This is a genomic window from Hymenobacter siberiensis (assembly GCF_018967865.2).
Classification (GTDB): domain Bacteria; phylum Bacteroidota; class Bacteroidia; order Cytophagales; family Hymenobacteraceae; genus Hymenobacter; species Hymenobacter siberiensis.
The window spans coordinates 2,111,594-2,129,507 of the sequence record NZ_JAHLZY020000001.1 but is presented as its reverse complement, the minus strand read 5'-3'; the positions used below and the strand labels follow the sequence as shown (position 1 = coordinate 2,129,507).

General features: G+C 58.2%; 18 protein-coding genes. All 18 read right to left on the bottom strand.

Annotation, left to right across the window (positions count from 1 at the left end):
- Position 1: 1 nt before the first annotated feature.
- Positions 2-934 carry a hypothetical protein gene (locus KQ659_RS09485; protein WP_216689009.1) on the bottom strand — a complete coding sequence of 311 codons (933 nt, stop codon included), beginning with the start codon at positions 932-934 and terminating at the stop codon, positions 2-4.
- A gap of 21 nt (positions 935-955) precedes the next feature.
- Positions 956-1,462: a hypothetical protein gene (locus KQ659_RS09480; protein WP_216689010.1), complete on the bottom strand. Its 507-nt coding sequence runs from the start codon at positions 1,460-1,462 to the stop codon at positions 956-958.
- Between the two features lie 18 nt (positions 1,463-1,480).
- Entirely contained in the window at positions 1,481-2,761 is a 1,281-nt protein-coding gene (locus tag KQ659_RS09475) for a phage portal protein (RefSeq protein ID WP_216689011.1), read from the bottom strand.
- Between the two features lie 21 nt (positions 2,762-2,782).
- Positions 2,783-3,676 carry a hypothetical protein gene (locus tag KQ659_RS09470; protein WP_216689012.1) on the bottom strand — a complete coding sequence of 298 codons (894 nt, stop codon included), beginning with the start codon at positions 3,674-3,676 and terminating at the stop codon, positions 2,783-2,785.
- A gap of 1 nt (position 3,677) precedes the next feature.
- A complete protein-coding gene (locus tag KQ659_RS09465; protein WP_216689013.1) occupies positions 3,678-3,947 on the bottom strand; it encodes a hypothetical protein in 270 nt (89 codons plus the stop codon).
- 98 nt (positions 3,948-4,045) lie between these two features.
- Entirely contained in the window at positions 4,046-4,603 is a 558-nt protein-coding gene (locus tag KQ659_RS09460) for a hypothetical protein (RefSeq protein WP_216689014.1), read from the bottom strand.
- Positions 4,604-4,682: 79 nt separating this feature from the next.
- Positions 4,683-5,537, bottom strand: coding sequence for a hypothetical protein (locus KQ659_RS09455; RefSeq protein ID WP_216689015.1), 855 nt, complete (start codon positions 5,535-5,537; stop codon positions 4,683-4,685).
- Positions 5,538-5,550: 13 nt separating this feature from the next.
- Entirely contained in the window at positions 5,551-6,078 is a 528-nt protein-coding gene (locus KQ659_RS09450; protein WP_216689016.1) for a hypothetical protein, read from the bottom strand.
- A 72-nt stretch (positions 6,079-6,150) separates the two neighbouring features.
- A complete protein-coding gene (locus KQ659_RS09445) occupies positions 6,151-6,753 on the bottom strand; it encodes an XkdF-like putative serine protease domain-containing protein (RefSeq protein WP_216689017.1) in 603 nt (200 codons plus the stop codon).
- A 16-nt stretch (positions 6,754-6,769) separates the two neighbouring features.
- Entirely contained in the window at positions 6,770-9,574 is a 2,805-nt protein-coding gene (locus tag KQ659_RS09440; RefSeq protein WP_216689018.1) for a coiled-coil domain-containing protein, read from the bottom strand.
- 64 nt (positions 9,575-9,638) lie between these two features.
- Positions 9,639-10,169 carry a DUF5977 domain-containing protein gene (locus KQ659_RS09435; protein ID WP_216689019.1) on the bottom strand — a complete coding sequence of 177 codons (531 nt, stop codon included), beginning with the start codon at positions 10,167-10,169 and terminating at the stop codon, positions 9,639-9,641.
- A gap of 54 nt (positions 10,170-10,223) precedes the next feature.
- Positions 10,224-12,350 (bottom strand): hypothetical protein, encoded by a 2,127-nt coding sequence (locus tag KQ659_RS09430; RefSeq protein WP_216689020.1) that lies wholly within the window; start codon positions 12,348-12,350, stop codon positions 10,224-10,226.
- Complete coding sequence (locus tag KQ659_RS09425; RefSeq protein ID WP_216689021.1) at positions 12,350-13,774, bottom strand: hypothetical protein; 1,425 nt, start codon at positions 13,772-13,774, stop codon at positions 12,350-12,352. The genes KQ659_RS09430 and KQ659_RS09425 overlap by 1 nt, the downstream gene beginning before the upstream one ends.
- An 11-nt stretch (positions 13,775-13,785) precedes the next feature.
- Complete coding sequence (locus KQ659_RS09420) at positions 13,786-14,325, bottom strand: hypothetical protein (protein ID WP_226929909.1); 540 nt, start codon at positions 14,323-14,325, stop codon at positions 13,786-13,788.
- Between the two features lie 213 nt (positions 14,326-14,538).
- Positions 14,539-15,018, bottom strand: coding sequence for a hypothetical protein (locus KQ659_RS09415; RefSeq protein WP_216689023.1), 480 nt, complete (start codon positions 15,016-15,018; stop codon positions 14,539-14,541).
- A gap of 52 nt (positions 15,019-15,070) precedes the next feature.
- On the bottom strand, positions 15,071-15,874 hold the full coding sequence (locus tag KQ659_RS09410) for a hypothetical protein (RefSeq protein WP_216689024.1): 804 nt from the start codon (positions 15,872-15,874) through the stop codon (positions 15,071-15,073).
- 19 nt (positions 15,875-15,893) lie between these two features.
- A complete protein-coding gene (locus KQ659_RS09405; protein WP_216689025.1) occupies positions 15,894-17,363 on the bottom strand; it encodes a phage terminase large subunit family protein in 1,470 nt (489 codons plus the stop codon).
- Positions 17,353-17,865, bottom strand: coding sequence for a hypothetical protein (locus tag KQ659_RS09400; protein ID WP_216689026.1), 513 nt, complete (start codon positions 17,863-17,865; stop codon positions 17,353-17,355). The genes KQ659_RS09405 and KQ659_RS09400 overlap by 11 nt, the downstream gene beginning before the upstream one ends.
- Positions 17,866-17,914 lie beyond the last annotated feature (49 nt).

The following is a 17,914-nucleotide window of genomic DNA, read 5'->3' as shown; positions in this document are numbered from 1 at the left end:
CTTAATTTAGTTGGACGCCGATGGAGCCTGTGCCTTTGCCGCCGGAGCGGTACAAGAGGAAAGTAGCATCGTACCCGTTTTCGTTAGCGAACGTGAACGTCTTCGAGACGTACGCTGTGTTGGGAAGGCCGCCGACTACGAACGTTGCCGGGCCGTAAGACTCCAGGTAAGCGAAGTAGATGTACTCGTCGTTGAGCGTGAACGTCTTCGTCATCTGTCGGCTCGTAGCGAACTCCTTGTTGCCGCTCGAAAGGGCGTTGAGGCTATTGCTGAGGTCTTTGTCGAAGTAGCCGAGCTTATCGTCTGTCGCCGTGAACCAGATGCGGTTGTGTCTGAAGTTCACCGAAGCAGAAGCAGTGGCTGCCTCAGTTGCAGTGGCTACGCTCATGTAGTACGTAGCGTCCGTTGAGTTGTAGGTAAGCACACTTTCTGAGCCGCTGGTGAGCGTGATGTCCTGTGCGATGCCGTTTACCACGATCTCCGTGATCGGGTTGGTCTGCTGCGTTACGTTCCAGTTCATCACGACAGTGGGTGTGGCACCCATCAAGCGCACTGGATCGACTACCGAGAGGGAAGCGCCAGGACCAACCGCCGGATAGAGCAGGTTTTCGAGAACGTCGCCAACCGTTATGCCGCCGGGAGTGATGTGTGGCAAGCCGTCACGGGTGATTTGACGTGTTCCATCGAACGAAGTGTCTACTCCGCCGGTGAATTTACCCAGTGCCATCTGCTTGGTGTTGCCGTCATAAACGAGCGCACGCAGCGGAATGAGAGCCTGTGCGGGCTCCGTTTGTATCGTAGTAGCAACTAGGCTCTTTAACGTCTCCGGAGCCAACACGGAAGCTAAAATTGGCGTTAACGGGGTGAGCTGCTCCACTAATGGGAGATCCACCTTCATCTTCTTGTTACTAATGGTGAGTTTGGTCTCTTTCATTGCAAGTAGATAAGATTCAGGCTACTGGAAGTAGCGCTTTGGGGCGTAGTCGAAGACGATGCCACTGGCGTACAGATTCTGGTTCGGCGTGGTGCTGTTGGGCTCCGGGTAGAACTCCGGGAAGTAGGTCCGGTTGGCGTCCAGATAAGCCAGGATGCCGTTGCGCAGGAAGTCCGACTTGGCCTCAACGTCCTGCCGTTTGGCGGTTACCAGAGCCATGTCGGCGGCGTTCTGGTCGGTCGTGGCGCCCTTGTTGTTCAGGTTGAGCAGGTCGTACATCAGTTCCCGCTCTACCCGCAGGGCCATGTAGTAGGCGACCTGGTTGAATAGCTCGGTCTGCTTGACGTTGAGCGCCGTGGCGTTGGCAACATGGTCTTCCAGCAGGGCGTAAAGCGGTAGGCCCAGCAGGGGCTTGACGTTGATGACGGTAACAGTCTGCAAGGCCACCTTGAGCTTCTTGTCCTTCATCGAGGTGGCGATGTTGGTATTCTCCGTCAGGTAGCGGTCGTCGATGAGAAACGGGGTCATTGGGCGATAGGGCCGTGTTTATTGCGCTGCTACTGGAGCAGGTGCTGCTGGAGTAACTTCCGGCGTGAGGACGCTTGGTTTTAGGTCCTCTATTTTGAAACCGTACTTCGCAGCCAGTACCTCAGCCTTCACGTAATTCTGAAGGAAGAAGTCGGGGGTGATTTCCGACACGAGGTTGAGCGAGCCCACGTTGAAGTCGTACTCGGCCACGCCGTTGAACTTCATGACCTTCTTGAGGAAGGTGAGCATGGGCTGCTGGAGGCGCAGGATCACGTTGTTCTGAAACTGCTCCTGGGCGGTGCGCAGCAAGGCGGCATCTGAGCCGAAACCGGCCGATACCTGGATGCCCGCCAGCGAAGGGTTACCCCGGTGGGCGGTGGCAATGGCCTGCTGCGACTTCTCGGAGAGGGCCTGGAGCATGGGCGTGTTGTCGCCGGTTGCCAGCGGGGTCACCTTCACGGTGTCGTCCTGCTCGCTCACGATCACCATCAGCTTCGAGGCGTTCTCGCTGCCGGTGAAGGTGTGGTTGACGTTGCGGGTGAACATCTCCTTCTGCTCGTCGCTCATGCTGGCCTTCACGCTCATGATGGCCGAGCCGAAGAAGCCGTTGAGCATGGCGTTGAGGCCGTACTTACTGGTCTCGTACTCCATCTGCACGTAGTTCAGGCAGGAGGCGTAGGAGATCTCAGGCAGGAACGGCTGGCCGCTGGTGCGCTTGTGGTAGAAATACACCTGCGTCGTTTCCGTGGGCTTCTCGCCGCCGAAGCGCTCGTAGAACACGGGCGGGTACATCATGATGTTGCTCCAGTCCTCGCAGACCCAGTAGCCACTGATCTTACCGTTTGGGTTGCCTTCCGAGTCGGTCTGGAAGGTTTTACTAGGACGAACCAGTGTGGTGTCCAGGTAGTCGATGGCGGTAATCTTGGTGCGGGCCTTGTTGTAGCGCACGAAGCAGGCGAAGGTCTCCTGCACGGCCATGTCAGCCGACCACTCGCCCCACAGCTCCTCGATGGTAGTGCCTTCCTCGTCGAGGTTTTCCAGGAAGGGCTTGACGTTATCGGAGTAGCTCAGGCCGGAGCCTTTGATCATGTTCTCCCGCAGGTGAATGAAGGCCGAGTGGTTCTCGCTCTTCTTCACCGAGTCGCTGAGGAACTTCGGGAAGGCGTTGTTGTCGCCGTACAGCACCCAGTCCTTTGGGGACAGGCGCACCTGGTTGAGGTTAACCGTTGGGATCTTTACCTCGGCAAGGTTGACGACGTAGCTGGTAGCGGTTTTAGCTTGGGGTTTGCGGTTGCTCACGTAAAGGCATGGGTCGCTTTTTTAGTTGACGAAGCTGCTGACCAGCCATGCGCCGTTGTTGTAGGTGAAGGTGGCGGCACCAAAGTCGGTGCTGATGCTAAACGAGGCGTAACCGTCGATGAGCTTGCCGTTGCCGCTTACCGTGATGCTCGCCGTGGATGCGAGGCCATTGTAGTCTTTCACCGTGTGCTGCTGTCCGTTCAGGGCCACGGCGGGTAGCTTGACAGTGGTTGCCGGGGTAGCAAACACGAGGCCGATGCTGTCCAGGATTACGTAGTTATTCGGCGGGGCCGTCACGGTGTTCTGGAAGTTATTGGGCAGCGTGATTGGGGTCGTGGTGCCGCTGGTGGAAGTAGCCACCCGGATGTCGAGGGTCACACCATCCACGGCGTCAATGGACGTATTAAACATCGCCGCTGTGAGACCAGAAACGAACGCAGGCGTCATCTGCTTCACGTTGTCACGCTGGCGGCACGCAAGCTTTATGGCGTACTGGTTGGTGTCGTTGTCGAGCTTCTGCTCCTGCTGCACCATGCGCAGCGGCTGGTCCACGCCGATCAGCCACCAGCGGAAGTTCTTGTCCTCCACGATGGCCACCAGGTCGGTGTTGCGCATCGCCTCAAACAAGCGGTTCTTCTGGGTAGTCTGGATGGGTACCGTGAAACTGATCTCAGCGGTGTAAAGCGTGCCGTTGCGGGTGGCTTCCGGCGTGAGGATATAGCTCAGGTTGTCGAGGTTGTTGAACAGATTCCAATTCTCACCAGAGCGCCGGACAACATCATCCACTTCGTCTTTAGTGGCAAGCACGAGTTGCTGTACGGCATCAGCCTTTATAAGCATGAGCGTCTTAGCGCCAGGGATGAATAAAGTCGGGCTGTTCTCGTAGCCGTTCTGGAGGTAGTTGGTGTAGGCCATGTTATGCGGGGAGTTGTAGTTGGACGTCGCTGAAGTAAAGCCCCTGCCCTATCTCCAGTCGGGCGTTCAGTCCCAGTCGGGAAGTATCCACCTGGTCGACGGGAACGCTGATGAGGTAGCAGTTGGACAGCTCCTGCACGTTGCAATTCATCGTTACCTGGGTACCGTCAAAGCCCGTGAACCGCAGCGTACTTTGCGCAGGCAGCGGGGCGCTGACGTGGTTCTTGTGGACCTGGAATAAGATGTCGGTGGTAGTGGTGAGGGTTATCATCGGCAGTAGATAAGAGCCACCGAGGCCGAAAGCCACAAAATGAAAAGACCGCACTCCGGGTAGGGAGTGCGGTCTTTCAGTGTTGCCTTTTTGTTTGTTTAGGCTACACGGTTCAGGATGGCTGCGAGTTCGATAGCAGGCATAATTACCTCAGCAGCATGTCCGAGGTTACCACCTACCAGCGTGAACGTCATAGCGGAGTCGTCCTCACGCTTGGCGCCCGAGTTGGCGTTGCCGTCGCTCACCTTCAGACCGAAGTCCTTGCCGAGCAGATACCACTTGCCGTTCTTGCGCTTAACAAGGGCAACGTGGTCGTGGGTAAGTTGGATCTGGTGGGCCTGAGCGATGGCGGCGTCGCCGGAAGCGTCCACGGTGAAGTTCAGCGAGAGCTCCATGTAGCGCTTGGTGTTCGACGGCTTGAAAGCGTCGGTGTAGGAGGCGGAACCTTCTACGAAGCCGATCTCCTGGAATTTAACCAGCGGGTCAACCAGGTTGATGTCAGTCACCGAGGTAGTGGCGCCGAAGGCGTCTACTACGTTAACGGTATTGGCGATTTTCTTGAGGGGCAGCAGGTAAAGTTCTGCGATACCGCCCATCTCGAACTTGGCTTGCGATACGCCGCCGAAGGCCGAATTTAGGAAGGTGCTTGTGGGCATGGTTGAGTCTGATATTTTTTTAGGTTAGGCGGTTGAGGAGAGCGCCATTAAGCGCTCTCCCTTGTCCGGTTATTCAGACTTAGCCTTTGTAAAGCACTTTCTGAGCGGGCACTACCACGGCAGCATCCAGCGAGAAGGTAGCCTTTAGAAACATCTCGTCGCCCGTGTTATTCACCTTGCCAACTTCCAGCGAACCGAAGTCCGAGGCGAGGTCGGTGCCGAGGATCAAGTCAGACTTGCGGCCGGCGATCATGTTGTTGCCAGCGAGGTCAACGAACTGAACGGGGATGTTCAGGAACGAAACGCTGTCGCCGCTCACGGCAATCAGGTCACGGTACAGGGCGTTCTGGTTAGCGATGGCGATCAGCTGCTTCACCTTGCGGGGAACGTAGATGGTCACTTCGTTGCTGTCCATTGCTTCAGCGATAGCAGCAGAAGAGTAAACCTTCTGCAGCTCGGCAACGATGTTACCAGCGGTCAGCGCAACACCAACGATCTCCTCGCCAGCGTTCACGAGGTCCAGCTTAGCGGTCAGGTTAACCCAGAAGTCTTTCTCGATGCTGCGGCCGATCTTGGGAATGGCGTAAGCCAGTACCGCCTGGAGGAACTCGTTCGACTCCATGTTAGCGGCGCCGCTCTTCATGTCCTGGCCGAAACGAGTGGAGCGCATGGCGTCCATCGTGAAGGTGTGGTACACCTGCTTCTTAACAGGAGCGATTTCGGTGTCACCGAAAGTGATAGCACCTGCGGTTACGGGGTTAACAGCGTAAGCCTGAACCGTCAGGTCACCGCTGATCGTGGTGACAACCTGCTTGTATTTAATGTTCTCGAGAACACGCACCAGGCCTTTCGAAACGGTGTCATTGCTGTAGAGCATCTCGGAGAAAATCGGACCGAGAGTAGTGTTAGTCCATAGTTGGGGAGTGTAGTTCATGTATCATGTGCGACTACTTTTGGTACCGGGCCCAAGCACGCTGGGCTGGTGTTGCGTCTTGAGCGACGTGGCTTGAAAGGGTTACTTTCTTGTCTGCGGGCTTGGCTTCGATGTCGGCCAGTTGCACACTCAGGGTGGTGTTTGCTTCCGTGAGAGCAGCGTTGCCACTGGTCAGGGCGTCGATGGCGGCCTTGAGGTCGTCGATCTGCTTTTGCAGGTCGGCCATGGCGGCGGATTCGGCGGCAGCGGCGTCTGGTGTTTCGGTGACAGCAGGAGCAGCGGCGTCAGCGGCGGCTACAGGGGCGTCCTTGATGCTATCAAGTTTGCCTGTAGCGATAACCAGCGTGGTGCCGTCCTCCAACTCGTACTCGCCGTCAGCCTGACCACTCGTCACCTCTTGGGTGGCGTCGTCGATGCTGATGGTAGAGCCGTCTTTGGCGACGTAGTCTGCTAGTTTCACCTCAGCCTTCTCCGAGAAGCCAACCAGTGCGCCCAGTCGAGTCCAGATGGACTTCTTTTGGTCGTCGGTAAGTTCTTTCATTGAATGATGATGTATTTTTTGTTACACCAGCAGATAAGAAGCAGTGCGTAAAAAAGCCACGGAGACTGATGGTTATCCCTCAATAGCGTCGAGTATATCCAGCAGGTGCTCGTACAACCCTTTCTCCTCCATCAGCTGGACCTCGGCCTCGGTGAAGCGGCCTTCCAGGGAGAAGCCGGTCACGTTGCCGGTCAGCACCTCCTCGTTCCAGAACTGCTCGTCGGTGATCTGGTAGGTGGCCATCATGGTGCCCTTGGGCAGGTCGAAGCCGAGGGCTACTGCCTTGTCCATCTTGGGGTCGTCGATGATCCAGGACTCGATGAGCTGGGCTTGCACGACATCGCTCTCGACGTGGTTCTTGTTGCTCAGTCGCAGGTTGCCGGTGGACTGGAAGAACTTGTTGCGGATCTTCTCGATCTGGTCCACGCTGAACTGGATGTTGTAGTCGCCCCGGCGGGCGTCGGTGCGGAAGATCAGCTTGTCGGGGATGATGACGGCGCTGGTCAGGTAGCGCTTGTGGTCGTTGACGGCCTTGAGCGTCACCAGGGGCGCTTCCTGCTCAGCCAGTAGCACCGCCGCCACTTTCATGGCGGGGGCGTCGACCATCGAAATTAGGAACATGCCGGTTTCATCGTCGAACTCGTCGATCTCCAGTTGGAAAAGGGGTAATTGCATGGGGTGGGCGGCGTATTTAATTGATGAACAGGTCGTTGATGAATACCCGCTCAGCTTGGTAGTTGGCGATGTCGCTGGGGCGCACCGTAATGGGCTTCTCCAGCGCCACGGCGGTCTGGAGCTGCAGGGTGTTGAGCTGCTGCTGCATGGAGATAAGGACTGACATGTCCGGGCCGCTTCCGTTACCGGCTGCGGGGGCCGTGACCATGCCACCGGTAGCGTAGCCCAGGCCGTTGTTGACACGGGCCGACTCCAGCTGGGCGATGGTGGAGCTGAACTTGGGGGAAGTGACCATCCACTTGGGCAGGACGTACTCCCCTTCGTGTACCACCCCGGCCACCTTGAAGCCGGTGTCGTCTGGGGTGCCGTTTCCATTACCCGTGTAGCCACCTTCAGCAAATTTGACCGCCCCTTTCACGGCCACACCAGCAGCGACGATGCCCGCCGTTGCGGCCAGGATCAAAGCGATGTTGTCGTAGCCGAACTTGCCCTCCGCACCCGCTTTAGCGATGGCCCGAATAGAGGCATAAGCAGCGTAGGTTGCTTCCAACGCCGATGCAACGGCGGTGAGGGCGTTCATCTGGGCTTGTACCTTGGCCCGCTTGTCGGCTTCTGCCGTGCGCTGCTTCTCGATGGCCAGCTTGTCCTGCTCGGCCTTCTTGATGCGGTCGTCCTCCTTCTTTTTCTCGGCAGCGATCTCCTGCAAGCGCTTGCGCTCGATCGCCAGCTGGTCGATGATGCGCTGCCGCTGCTCGCCACGGGTAGTCAGGAGCTTGCCTTCGAGTTCATCGATGCGTCCCTGTGACTCGTCGAGCTGGCTTCTCAGCAGATCGGAGGCATCCTGGGCGGCCGTCATGGCGTCCTCCACTTCCTTCTGTTGGGCGTCCAGGGCCTTGGTACGGGCCTGTGCAGCCTGATCCAGGAGCGTAAAGAGCGCTTCTGCGGCGTAATTCATGGTATCGGAAATGCCACGCTTCGTGGCCTCCAACTGGTCTCCGGTCAAGCCAAACAGGCTCTTGAGGATGTCGGTCTCCAGATCGGCGGGTTTACTGGCCGCTTTAATGATTTCGCCCCGTTTTTTAGCCGCATCGGCGATGATCAGGGTACGTTTTGCCTCGTTTTCCTTCGTGTTTTCGAGGCTGGACAGCTCCACAAACATCTGGGCCGTCACCTGGTCAAGCAATGCCTGGATGTATGCCTTGGTACCCTCTTCCAAACCGAGCACTTTCACCTGCGCCAGGTCGGCTTCGCCTTGTGTCGCCGCTGCCAAACGCTCCTTCTCGAAGTCCGCACTGATCTTAAGGAAGGCTACGTTGCCATCTTTTTCAGCCGCCGTACGCTGTTTCAGCAGCGCTTCGGCCTCTTTTGGTCCAGCTTTCTTGATTTTGTCGTCGATGGCCTGGAGCGTGATGTTCAACTCCTCTACCTTTTGGCGACGCAGCAGCGTCAACTGCTGGTCGCTGCCCTTCACGGCGGCGGCCAGTTCTATTTCGATGGCCTTCTTCTGGATCTCACCCTCTACCACGTGGGCAGCGGTGTTATCGGCTAGGGCTTTCTCACGCAGTGCCTTTGTGATGGTGGCTGCTTTGGTTTCAGTGGCGGCCTTCTTGGCAATGGCCGCTTGATCGGCGGCCAGTTGCTGCTGGGTGAAACCCGATAGTTTAGCGGTCAGCTCGGCCTGCTTCTCCAGTGACTCCTTTTGCGTTTCGGCCCGCTTGGTCAACAGCTCGGCCAGGGCCTGACGGTCCTCGTTGGTATACTGGCCCTTGATCTTCTGGGCGGCTTTCAGGTTGGTAATCTGTTGGTTCTGCAGGTTCAGCTGCTTCACGCTGAGACCCTGCTCGATCTCAAATGACGTTTTAGCGGCTTCTGTCCGAACCTTCAGGCTCTTGGTGGCGTCGTCGGTGATGAGCTTCAACTCGGCGATCCGGGCCCGGCTGTTGGCACGTTCCACGTTGAGCTTGCTCTCCTCACGGGCAATGTTCTGGTTGCTGACGGCCAGCTTCTCCCCGGCGACGGCGGCGGCCTGTATTTCTTTACCTAGACCGGCGATGTTGTCGGCAAACGCTTTGGCTTTGGTCGTGGCGTTTTCGATGCCGGTACCCATCTGGATGAAACCGTTGGTGATCTTACCGAGGTCCTTGTTGACAATGCCGTCAAGGACCACGCTGAACGCTTTCAGGCGGTTGAGCAGGTTGGTCTCGATGAAGGACACGAGGTCCTGCAAACTCTTCTTGGGGTTACTGAACGCCTCGAAGATGGCCTTGCCGATGGCGATGGCCTTGGTGGTAAGCACTTGAAATACCGCCTGGAGCGCCGCCGTCTTACGGCTCAGGAAGTCCATGCCCTCCTGGCTCTTCGTGAAGTAGGTGACCAGGAAGCCGAAAGCGATCAGCAGGAGGCCGATGCCGGTGGAAGCGATGGCTGCCTTGAGGGAGCCGAATCCCCCCTTCACGACGTCAAGGCCGCCTTTTACGGAACTGAACCCGCCTTCCAGTCGCCCGAGGGCTGCGCCGGTATCACCAGCGGCGAGAGAAGCAATGCCGAAAGCACCCTTGAAGTCACCACCCATCTTCTTGGCGTTGGCACCGGCGGCATCAGCGCCCTGCCCGGCCTTTTTGACAGCATCTTGTACGCCGTCAAGGGCCTTCCTGGAAGCGTTCAACTCGGCGGTCAGCTTATCGAATTGCTCACTACCAAAGTCGGCACCGTGCAGCTCCTGCTCCAGCTGTGCCACCGTGGCCTTGAGCTGGGTCACATTCTTGATTGCGGTGTCTACGCCATTGATGCTGAGCGTTAAAATCTTAGTGTTGGTTGCCATAAAAAAATACGAGCGACCAGTTTTTACCAGTCGCTCGTAGATAAGAGCCGCTAACGCAAGGGAATTACATGCCCGGATCGGGGTCCTGTGTGCATGTCAGGCCGGTGTTGGCGTCAGAAATAGCAGTGTTGGTGGCCTGGGTATCGGCGTCGTCCTGACTGATGGTCGAGGTGGCCGTAGCAGTTGCCGTGGAAGAAGGACCCGAGTAGCCCGGACTACAATTGACGGTGACGGTCTGGGTGCTAGTGTAGGTCACAGTGGGCAAGTAGCAGACCAGCGTCGTGTTGGCGATGAGCGTGGCAGCATCGAGAGCTGCGGCGTCCGCTGCGGCTTGACTGATGAAGCTGACACGGGTGGCGGTACCGGTCGACCTACCAATCTCACCGGTCGGACAGGTGGCCGTGAAGCTCTGGGTGCTGGTGTAGCGCTGGGCTGGTGCGTCTTCGTCGGCGTTATTAGACACAAACTTGTATAGCTTGTAGACGCACAGCGACTTATCCACGTCGTAGTTCTTGATGCTCTCCAGCAGGAACAGGTCGTTGCCTAGGCGCAGGGTCTGGCGGCCGGTGAGGCGGGTGAAGAGGTCGGCGTTCATCCGACCCTGCCCCTCGAAGTAGTTGCTGAGCTGGCCGATGAGCAGGTCGTTGGCTTACAGCTTGTAGAAGAAGCCTTTCGGGTTAACCGAGCTGTCTACGTTGGTGGCCAGCGAGGTGCGCTCCAACGTCACCGTGCGGGTCACGTCGGTCAGGAAGTAAGCGTTACCCGCTCCAGCGTAAATGGTGGGCGTGGTGGCCTTCTCTACGGCAAAGCTGCGCAGCGACGTGTTGACCGTGACCTGGTAGGCAGGTTGGTGGTTGACGTCGAAGAACGTGAGCTTAGGAGCCGGGCCGGTGTAGTCGTAGCTGATGGGCACGGCACCGCCGCCAACGAAAATGTTAGACGTGCCCCGGTACTCCTTACCCAGACGCACGTTATAGTACTGGTAGCTTGGTGACGGCGTCGGCTGGATTAGCCTGGACTTGATCCAGTAGTTACCCTGGTACAAGCACAGGCGTGGGGTCCAGGCTCCGCCGACGGTGGCGTTGTCCATATCGGCCAGCACCGAGCTGTCCTCGGAAGTCTGGGCCGGTAGGATGGCGGGGATGTCGTCCTCACCGGTCTCGTTGCCGGTACCGTCTGCGTTGAGGGCCGTGTGGGTGATGCGCAGGAAGCCAAGGGGTGCGAAGGGCAGCTTGGTGCTCTCCTCCGGTGCGTCGCCGTTTACAAGCGCCATGTAGTCGGTGTGCTTGAGGATATGGTCGGCCTCGTCGGTCAGGTAGGTCAGGTAGGTCTTGGCAATCTCCTTGTCGCTGAGCGGGTACTCGTCCATGTTGGCCACGTTGAGGTGAGGCGTCAGGTCGATCACGTCTTTCAGGGTCTCCTTGAAGAACGAGTTGCGGGTCAGCAGCGTGATGGACTTCTGCTCGCCGTTGATCTCGTAGTAGAGGTTGAACAGCTTGAACATGGCGTTCACGAACTCCGACTGGCTCATGTCGGGCAGGAAGGTGGCGGGGTCCAGCAGGACCGGAGCTTCCACCAGCGAGCAGTGGAACTTGCCGCTGTTGGGGTTGTAGTAGAACGGCGGGGTGGCCGACTTGGCCACGGAGATGTAGCGCTGGACGGCGTACTGCTTACCCTCTTCCAGGCGGGCCACGAAGTTCATGTCCACGCCGCCGTCGCCGTTGCCTACTGCTATGGTGCCGTTGTCAAAGTAGAGTGGGTCTACCTGGGTGCTGAAGCTGCCGCTCGGAGGGAGCATGTTGTCGGGGATGGCCTCGTTGTCGGTGATGCAGCGGAAGGCCGTGAACGCCTGGGGCGAGGTGCTGCTACCGTTACCCGCAACCGCATCGCCACGCACCTGTAGGGTGTAGTTGCCGCTGAACTTGCAGGTGTAGACGCCGTCGGTGCCCATGCACTCAGCAAAGTCGCCGTCCGTTGCCACGAAGGGGTACGAGAAGACCAGCACGTTGTCGGACTGCCGCTCGATTACCTTGGACACGCCGCCGTCCCAGCTATTACCAAGGAAACCCACGGTGCACTCGCTGCGAAATGGTGCAAGAGTGCCGTAGTTCCAGGCCTGTTTTGCACTAGATGAGTACATAACCACCAGCTTCTGGAAAGTCTCGTTGCCAAAAATCTCGCCGTCCGCAGTGTAACCGGCGTCTACGAAGATGTTTTTCAGGATGGCGGCAGCGAAATGACTCACCCCGAGGTCCTCGTAGTTGGCCCGAAAGCCGAACTGGAGGTCTGAAAACGAGGTCGCCACGAAGGGAAAGCACACCTCGGCGTCGGGAAAGGACCCGGTGTTCTGCCAGGAGGCAGCGATGCTGGAGCTTCCTCTGTAATCCAGCTTCACGAAGGACTTGATGTCGGTCAGTTTCTTGTTGAGCAGCAGGTCGCCGATCTTCGGGTTGGACACTTTCGCCTCGCCGATGGCGCCCACGAAGCCCTTGCCGGTGTTCTTTACCTGCTGCCAGATGCCGTCCACCACGACCACGTTGTTCACGACCAGCTGCGCCTCGTAGCGACGACGGAACTTGCCCAGAAGCTGGTGGTCGTCTTCACCAAAGAAGAGTGCCTTGTTGTTGGCCGTGTAGGGCAGCGTGACCGGCAGGGATACCGTGCCGGTCTTCTTCAAAGGGTCACGCAGCTCGGAGACGATGCGGTCGAGCTGGATGCGCACGTCTTCGGAGAGGTCGGCGGGTTTGCGGTTAATGATTAGTTCAACAAGAGCCATTAAAGTCTGATAGAGTTTTCTTCGGCGTCTGGGCTGACGGTGATTTCCATGCTGAACAGGCCCAGCGAGGAGTCGAACTTGTAGGTGGTGTCCTGGGTGCGCACGTACTCACCGTCGATGTAGACGGCGGGCGAGAGCATCAGGTCCTTGAGCCAGGTGTACTCGACCTGGGTGAGCCAGCCGGAGTTGTAGGTGGTGCTGGTGGTGCTGTCGACCTGGAAGGTGCGGGCGCCGTAGCCGGTGGTGAACACGCTGGACTTGGTCTTGATGTCGGTGTTGCGGTCCCGGCGGAAGCTGAGGGTGTCCCAGCCGCCGAGTCGGTTCATGAAGGTTACCTCCACGGGGAGCTGCACGTCCTCGCCAACGGTGAAGGTGCGGCCCGAGGTCATGGTCGTGGTCAGGGTGTCGTCGAAGTAGTCGAGGTAGACGGTGTAACTTACCAGCTCGGCGTAGCGTGGGTGGGTGACGAGGCGCTGGGGCTTGGCGTCCACGAGGTAAAGGCCACCACCTTTGGCATCCAGGTCGAACTCGTTCACGAAGAAACCGCTCTGGCTGGTGCCGTCGAGGAAGGTGAGGTCGGCCATGACGAACGCACGGTTGATGAACGTGGGACCCTCGTTCTCTAAGGCGATGAAGTAGCTCAGGAGCGTGGGCTCGGATGGCTTGCGGCGGGCGTTGTCGGGGATGCTGGTCAGTGGCCGTACGGGCTCACCATCGAACTGGTAGACGTAATCTATCATCCAGTCCGTCTGGTTCAGCTTAAGTGCGGCACGCAATGCGTATGCGACTGTGGAGTTGAACAGGTAGGTCTTAACCGGTCGGTTCTGCTCGTCGTACTTGAGGGTGCCGGCCAGGAAGTAGTAGGGCACGTAGGCGCTCTCGTCCTTCTGGTGGGCGAGCACGGTGTTCGGTACGTATTGATTCTGCTCCTGGAACAGCGAGGAAAGGGAGTCGCTGATATCAATGGTGGCCTTACCAGTGGCGTCACCGTTCACGATGAGGGTGCGGTGCAGGGTGGCGTAAGCCTTAGGGGCGTTCAATAGCACACGGCGACCTGGTAGGGTCCAGACCTCGACGAAAAACAGGTCGCCAATCTTGTAGTCCGACTTCTGCAGCTGCACCAGCATCGGGTTGTACACGGCCTGGAGGTAGCCCGGCTTGGTGACCAGCGAGAACGTGGTGGGCACGTAAACGGCCGTGCCGGTGATGTTGAACTCCTGGTAGTCGGTCTCGGTGGTACCGTTGGCCAGGGTCTGGGTGCCCTGCACAGCGTGATCGCCGTCGGGCAGGTTAGTGAAGACGTTGGAGTACTGCTCCCGGATCTCACCGGTCTGCAGGTACAGCTTGTACTGGGTCAGCGTGGAAGAGCCGACGCCGAGGGTGACGGTGCGGTCGGTTACGGTAATCGCAATGGTGAAGGGCATGGGTGTGGGCGCTATTTCTGCAAGAAGATAAGGTCCAGCGTAGCGGCGATCTGGGGCAGGATGACGGTGTCAACCACCTTGTCCACCAGCTCGTCCCGAAACTGGATCGTGGCTTCCAGGAATGGCTTAGCCTTGATGCCGTGCAGGTAGATGCTGCGCTGGATGGCGTAGGCGGCAGAGTTTATACCACTCCCCTTTTGCACCTTTTTATTGCTGGCGATCTTGTACCGTAGCAGCCAGCCGATGATGGATTCGAGGGGTACTAACTTCCCTCCCGGTTTGCGGCCCTGGTCGATGGAGTCGGCGTAGGCGGGCAGACCGATAGAAACACCAGTAACATCAGCTGCTGCAGTTGCTGTAGAAGCTATCCCAGAGCCGGTGGTGCTGAGCTTGTGGCGGGCGTGGGCTTCCAGCTCGGCCAGCATGAACACCTTGATGGCGTCGGCTACGAGCTGCATCTCCTGGTTCAGCCGGGGTTTAATGCTGCCGGTGGGCGTGGGCGTGGGTTTGCCCAGGGATTGAACCACTTGGGCGATGCTTTGTGCTGCCATCTGAATGTGGGCGCAGGTTGTGGCCAGCCGATGAGGACTGGTTAGGCTGGGCGTGGGCTCCAGGTCAGGGGTGGGTATCCCTCCTTTATGGAACACTTTACGTACCTAAATCAATGGCGCTGGAGGGCGGAGGGCGCAAGCCACCGCAGCCCGAGCCAGAACAACTAAAAGAAACTCCAGCTTCTGGTGGGGCTGCAGCTTCTTAAGTTTCTCTTAGAATTGGAACAGCAGGTTCAGGTCGGGCTGGTCGGTGGCGACCATGTCGACGCTCACCGTGAACTCGGCACGCAGCCGGACAAGGTTGGCATCGTCGAAGCCGTTGAAGAGCAGCAGCGTGGCCGGGCCGACGTTGACATTACCGAACACCTCACGGCGCTCCAGGTAGGACTTGATCTCACTGAACACCTGCTTGAGCTTGTCGTGGGTCTGGACCAGCGTGGTGCGGTTGTGGGCCTCGGGCTGTCGGTCCAGGAGGTTCAGGGTGACGGTGTAGGTCTCGCCATTCTTGCTCTGGTTCTCCCCTACTTCGGTGATGGTCTCCAGGTAGGCCAGCGGGAACCGGTACTCGGTGCTGAACAGCTGGAGGTCGCCGCAGTCGTATTCGGTCACGGCAATGTGGGCGCTGCACACCTTCTCGAGGGTGGCGTATACCTTCTGTAGGGTGCTGGTGCGCTGGCTGTAATAGATGCTCATGTTATGTACTAGGTGGTTTTGTTGCGCTCGTATTCGGCACGTTGGAAGTCGGCTACTTCCCGATCATACTGGAGCTTGTCAAGGAGCGCCCTAACGTCCAGATGTAGCAGCGCAGGATGCTTGAGAACATCCGGTTCCAGGTCGTAGAGCGACGCTGCCCAACCGTACTTAGCGCCGATATAGCTGCCGAAAGCTTTCTCAGTCTTGGTGCCATAGCGGCTAGGTGCGAAGAGCGCAGCGTAGTCGTCGGTGAGGTCCTTGCGCTGAGCAAAAAAAAAGAGGCGAGGCCGAGCACCTGGCTGGGGCTGAGCATGGAACCGAACAGCTTGGCCCGCTTGGTCACCCAGCTCTCGTCGTTCTTAAACGCTTCGTATTCGACCCGTGCGGAGTCCGTTTCGGTTTTGCGACCCAGTAGCTTCTGCAGCAGCGTGGGCTTCACAGAGGCGACGGAATCCATGCGCCGCAGCAGGATGGCCAGGATGTAGGGCAGCTTCTGCCCCTCGGTCAACGAGTCGGCGTTATGTACCCGATCGAAAGCGGCCAGCTCCCCTACCGTGGTTATGTGCTGGGCATAGTAATTAACCCCGGCAATAGATACGTGCTCGATCATGGCAGCCTTGGGCGGCTCCTGCATGAACGCCAGCTCGTCGAAGAGCGGCACCACGAGCCCGATGCCAGCAGCTTCTAAAGTTTCTAAGGGCACTCCAGTAACTACAGCAACTATCCTGGTGGCCTTCTCGGTGCCGTTGAGGTCGTCGGGCAGGTCGGTGATCTGTACGTACTGGTCGTAGGTGACCTCACTCCAGTCTGTGGGCAGGTAGTAGGTGGCTTGGTTGAGCTTGAATGGCTTCTTCATCTGGTGGTAGATAAGATTTTTAGACTGCGGAGTAGTAGAAGTCCGAGGTCTTGGTGTCCTGGATGGCGTAGACCAGCACGTCGAGGCTGTCGTCGTGGCCGCTCTTGCCGTCGGTGAAGCTGGTGACCTCGTCGATGAAGGGGCCGTTCCATGCGCCCTGGAGCAGCCACACCCGACCCCCTTCCACGAAGGGCTGGCAGGCCACGGCACGTACCGCTTTGCTGTCACGGCCCGGCTGTAGTTCTTTGAATACCTGGTTGGGCACGTCCTGACGCAGCTGGGCAAGCAAGTGCTTGCCTACGCTCTTGCCTTCGATGTAGACCCGGCTGATGGGGTACATGCTGTGCTGGTGCTGAAGTATGTACTCTTTCGCATCACGTACCAAGTCGGTGAAGATCTTGCGCACCCATTTCACGTCGGCCACGAAGAGCTGGTTGTCCAGCTTACACGCTAAGAGATAGCAGGTGGCGTCGTTCTTGGCGTCAGCGGTCTCGGCGCCGTCGATGAACAGCTGCCACTGCGGGGTTCGGCCACTTAGCTTCTCAAGAAACTGCAGCTGCGAAAGCTTCTGGTGTTCCAGCCACTCGGCCTTGAACATGCCGCCTTCCTCGGGCCTGGGCTTCTGGAGTAGTTGGTTGGCGTACTGGGTGGCACCCAACTGGTCACGGTAGTCTTCTAGTACTGCGTGGGTGAAGCGGTCGGGCCAGAACAAGCCATCCACGTACCGGTCAGCCCATGCCTTCGGCATTAAATCCTCGGTGAGTACTGCGGGCACGCAGACGTGGCGGTACTTATCGGGGTTGTTGGCCAGCAGATAACCCGTCAGGTCTTCCTCGTGTAGCCGCTGTTGCACGCAGATGCGCACCCCGACGTCCAGCTTGTTCAGGCGTGAGTACAGTGTGGCCTTGTAGAAGTGTACCACCGAGTCACGGTCAGTCTTAGACGTAGCATTGCCCGGCGACTGGGGATCGTCGAGGATGATGAAGTCAGCACCCGAGCCGGTGATCTGGCCGCCGGTACCGACGCTCTTGCGGAAGCCACCCTTGTCGGTCTTGTAGAAACCTTTTTGGTTGGCGTCCGATGCCATCTTGTACTGGCTTCCCCAGAGACGCTGGTACCAGTCGCTGCTGATCAGGTCACGGGTGAGGGTAGCCAGCTCGAGCGCCAGCGAGGCCGAGTACGAGACGCCGATGAACTTCGCCTCGGGGAACCAGGTCCAGACCCAGGCGTTGTACATCACCGAAAAGATCAGGCTCTTGGCGCTACGGAACGGCGTGTTAACGAGCAGATCCTGGTGCTTCTGCGAGTTGCTGGAGATTCTTTCAGCTTCTAGTTGCAGCAGCTCACAGAACGCTTTTATGTGCCAGTTGTCGGTGTACTCTTCCCCAGGGTGCAAAACGGTAAACGCCGCACGAAAAAAATGGTAATAGGATTTGCGGTACAGCGCCCGCTGCACGTCTTCGAGCTTAGGTAGTTGCTTAGGATCCATCAGCGGCCGGCAGCGACGTTTTGGCCAGCAGCAACTGTAGCTTCTCCAGCTCCTCCAGTGTCAGGGTGTCATAGTTGTGGTTCACGAGCGTCTGGTTCGTCACGGCGCCCGTGTTCACCTGCACCACTGTATTATTCTGATGCAACCCCATCAGCTTCTCCACGGCCTGCAGCATCGCCCGTGCTTCCTTGCGGTCACCAGCCGCTTCAGCAGCAGCGGCCCAGGCGTAGTACTTCGCTTTGTGCCGCTCCACCGTGTCGTTGACCGTGTCCGGGTTCTGGTGTATCTCCAGCCACTCCTGCTTCGCCCAGGTCAAATCGTTCGAGGCCGTCTGGCGTGAGAACCCCTGCCCTTCCACGTAGGCGTAAATCTGCGGCACCAACCCAGCCGAGTACATCTCCAGCACCTTCAGCCGCCGTAGCTGCGTCAGGTCCTCGGAGCTGCGACCCTTCGTCACTCTCGTTAGCGACGTTACGTCGTTGAATACATCATCGTGTGTCATTGCGTCGTGCCCGAAAGCATTTGGTAGTATTTGTTAGAGATAAGGGTAG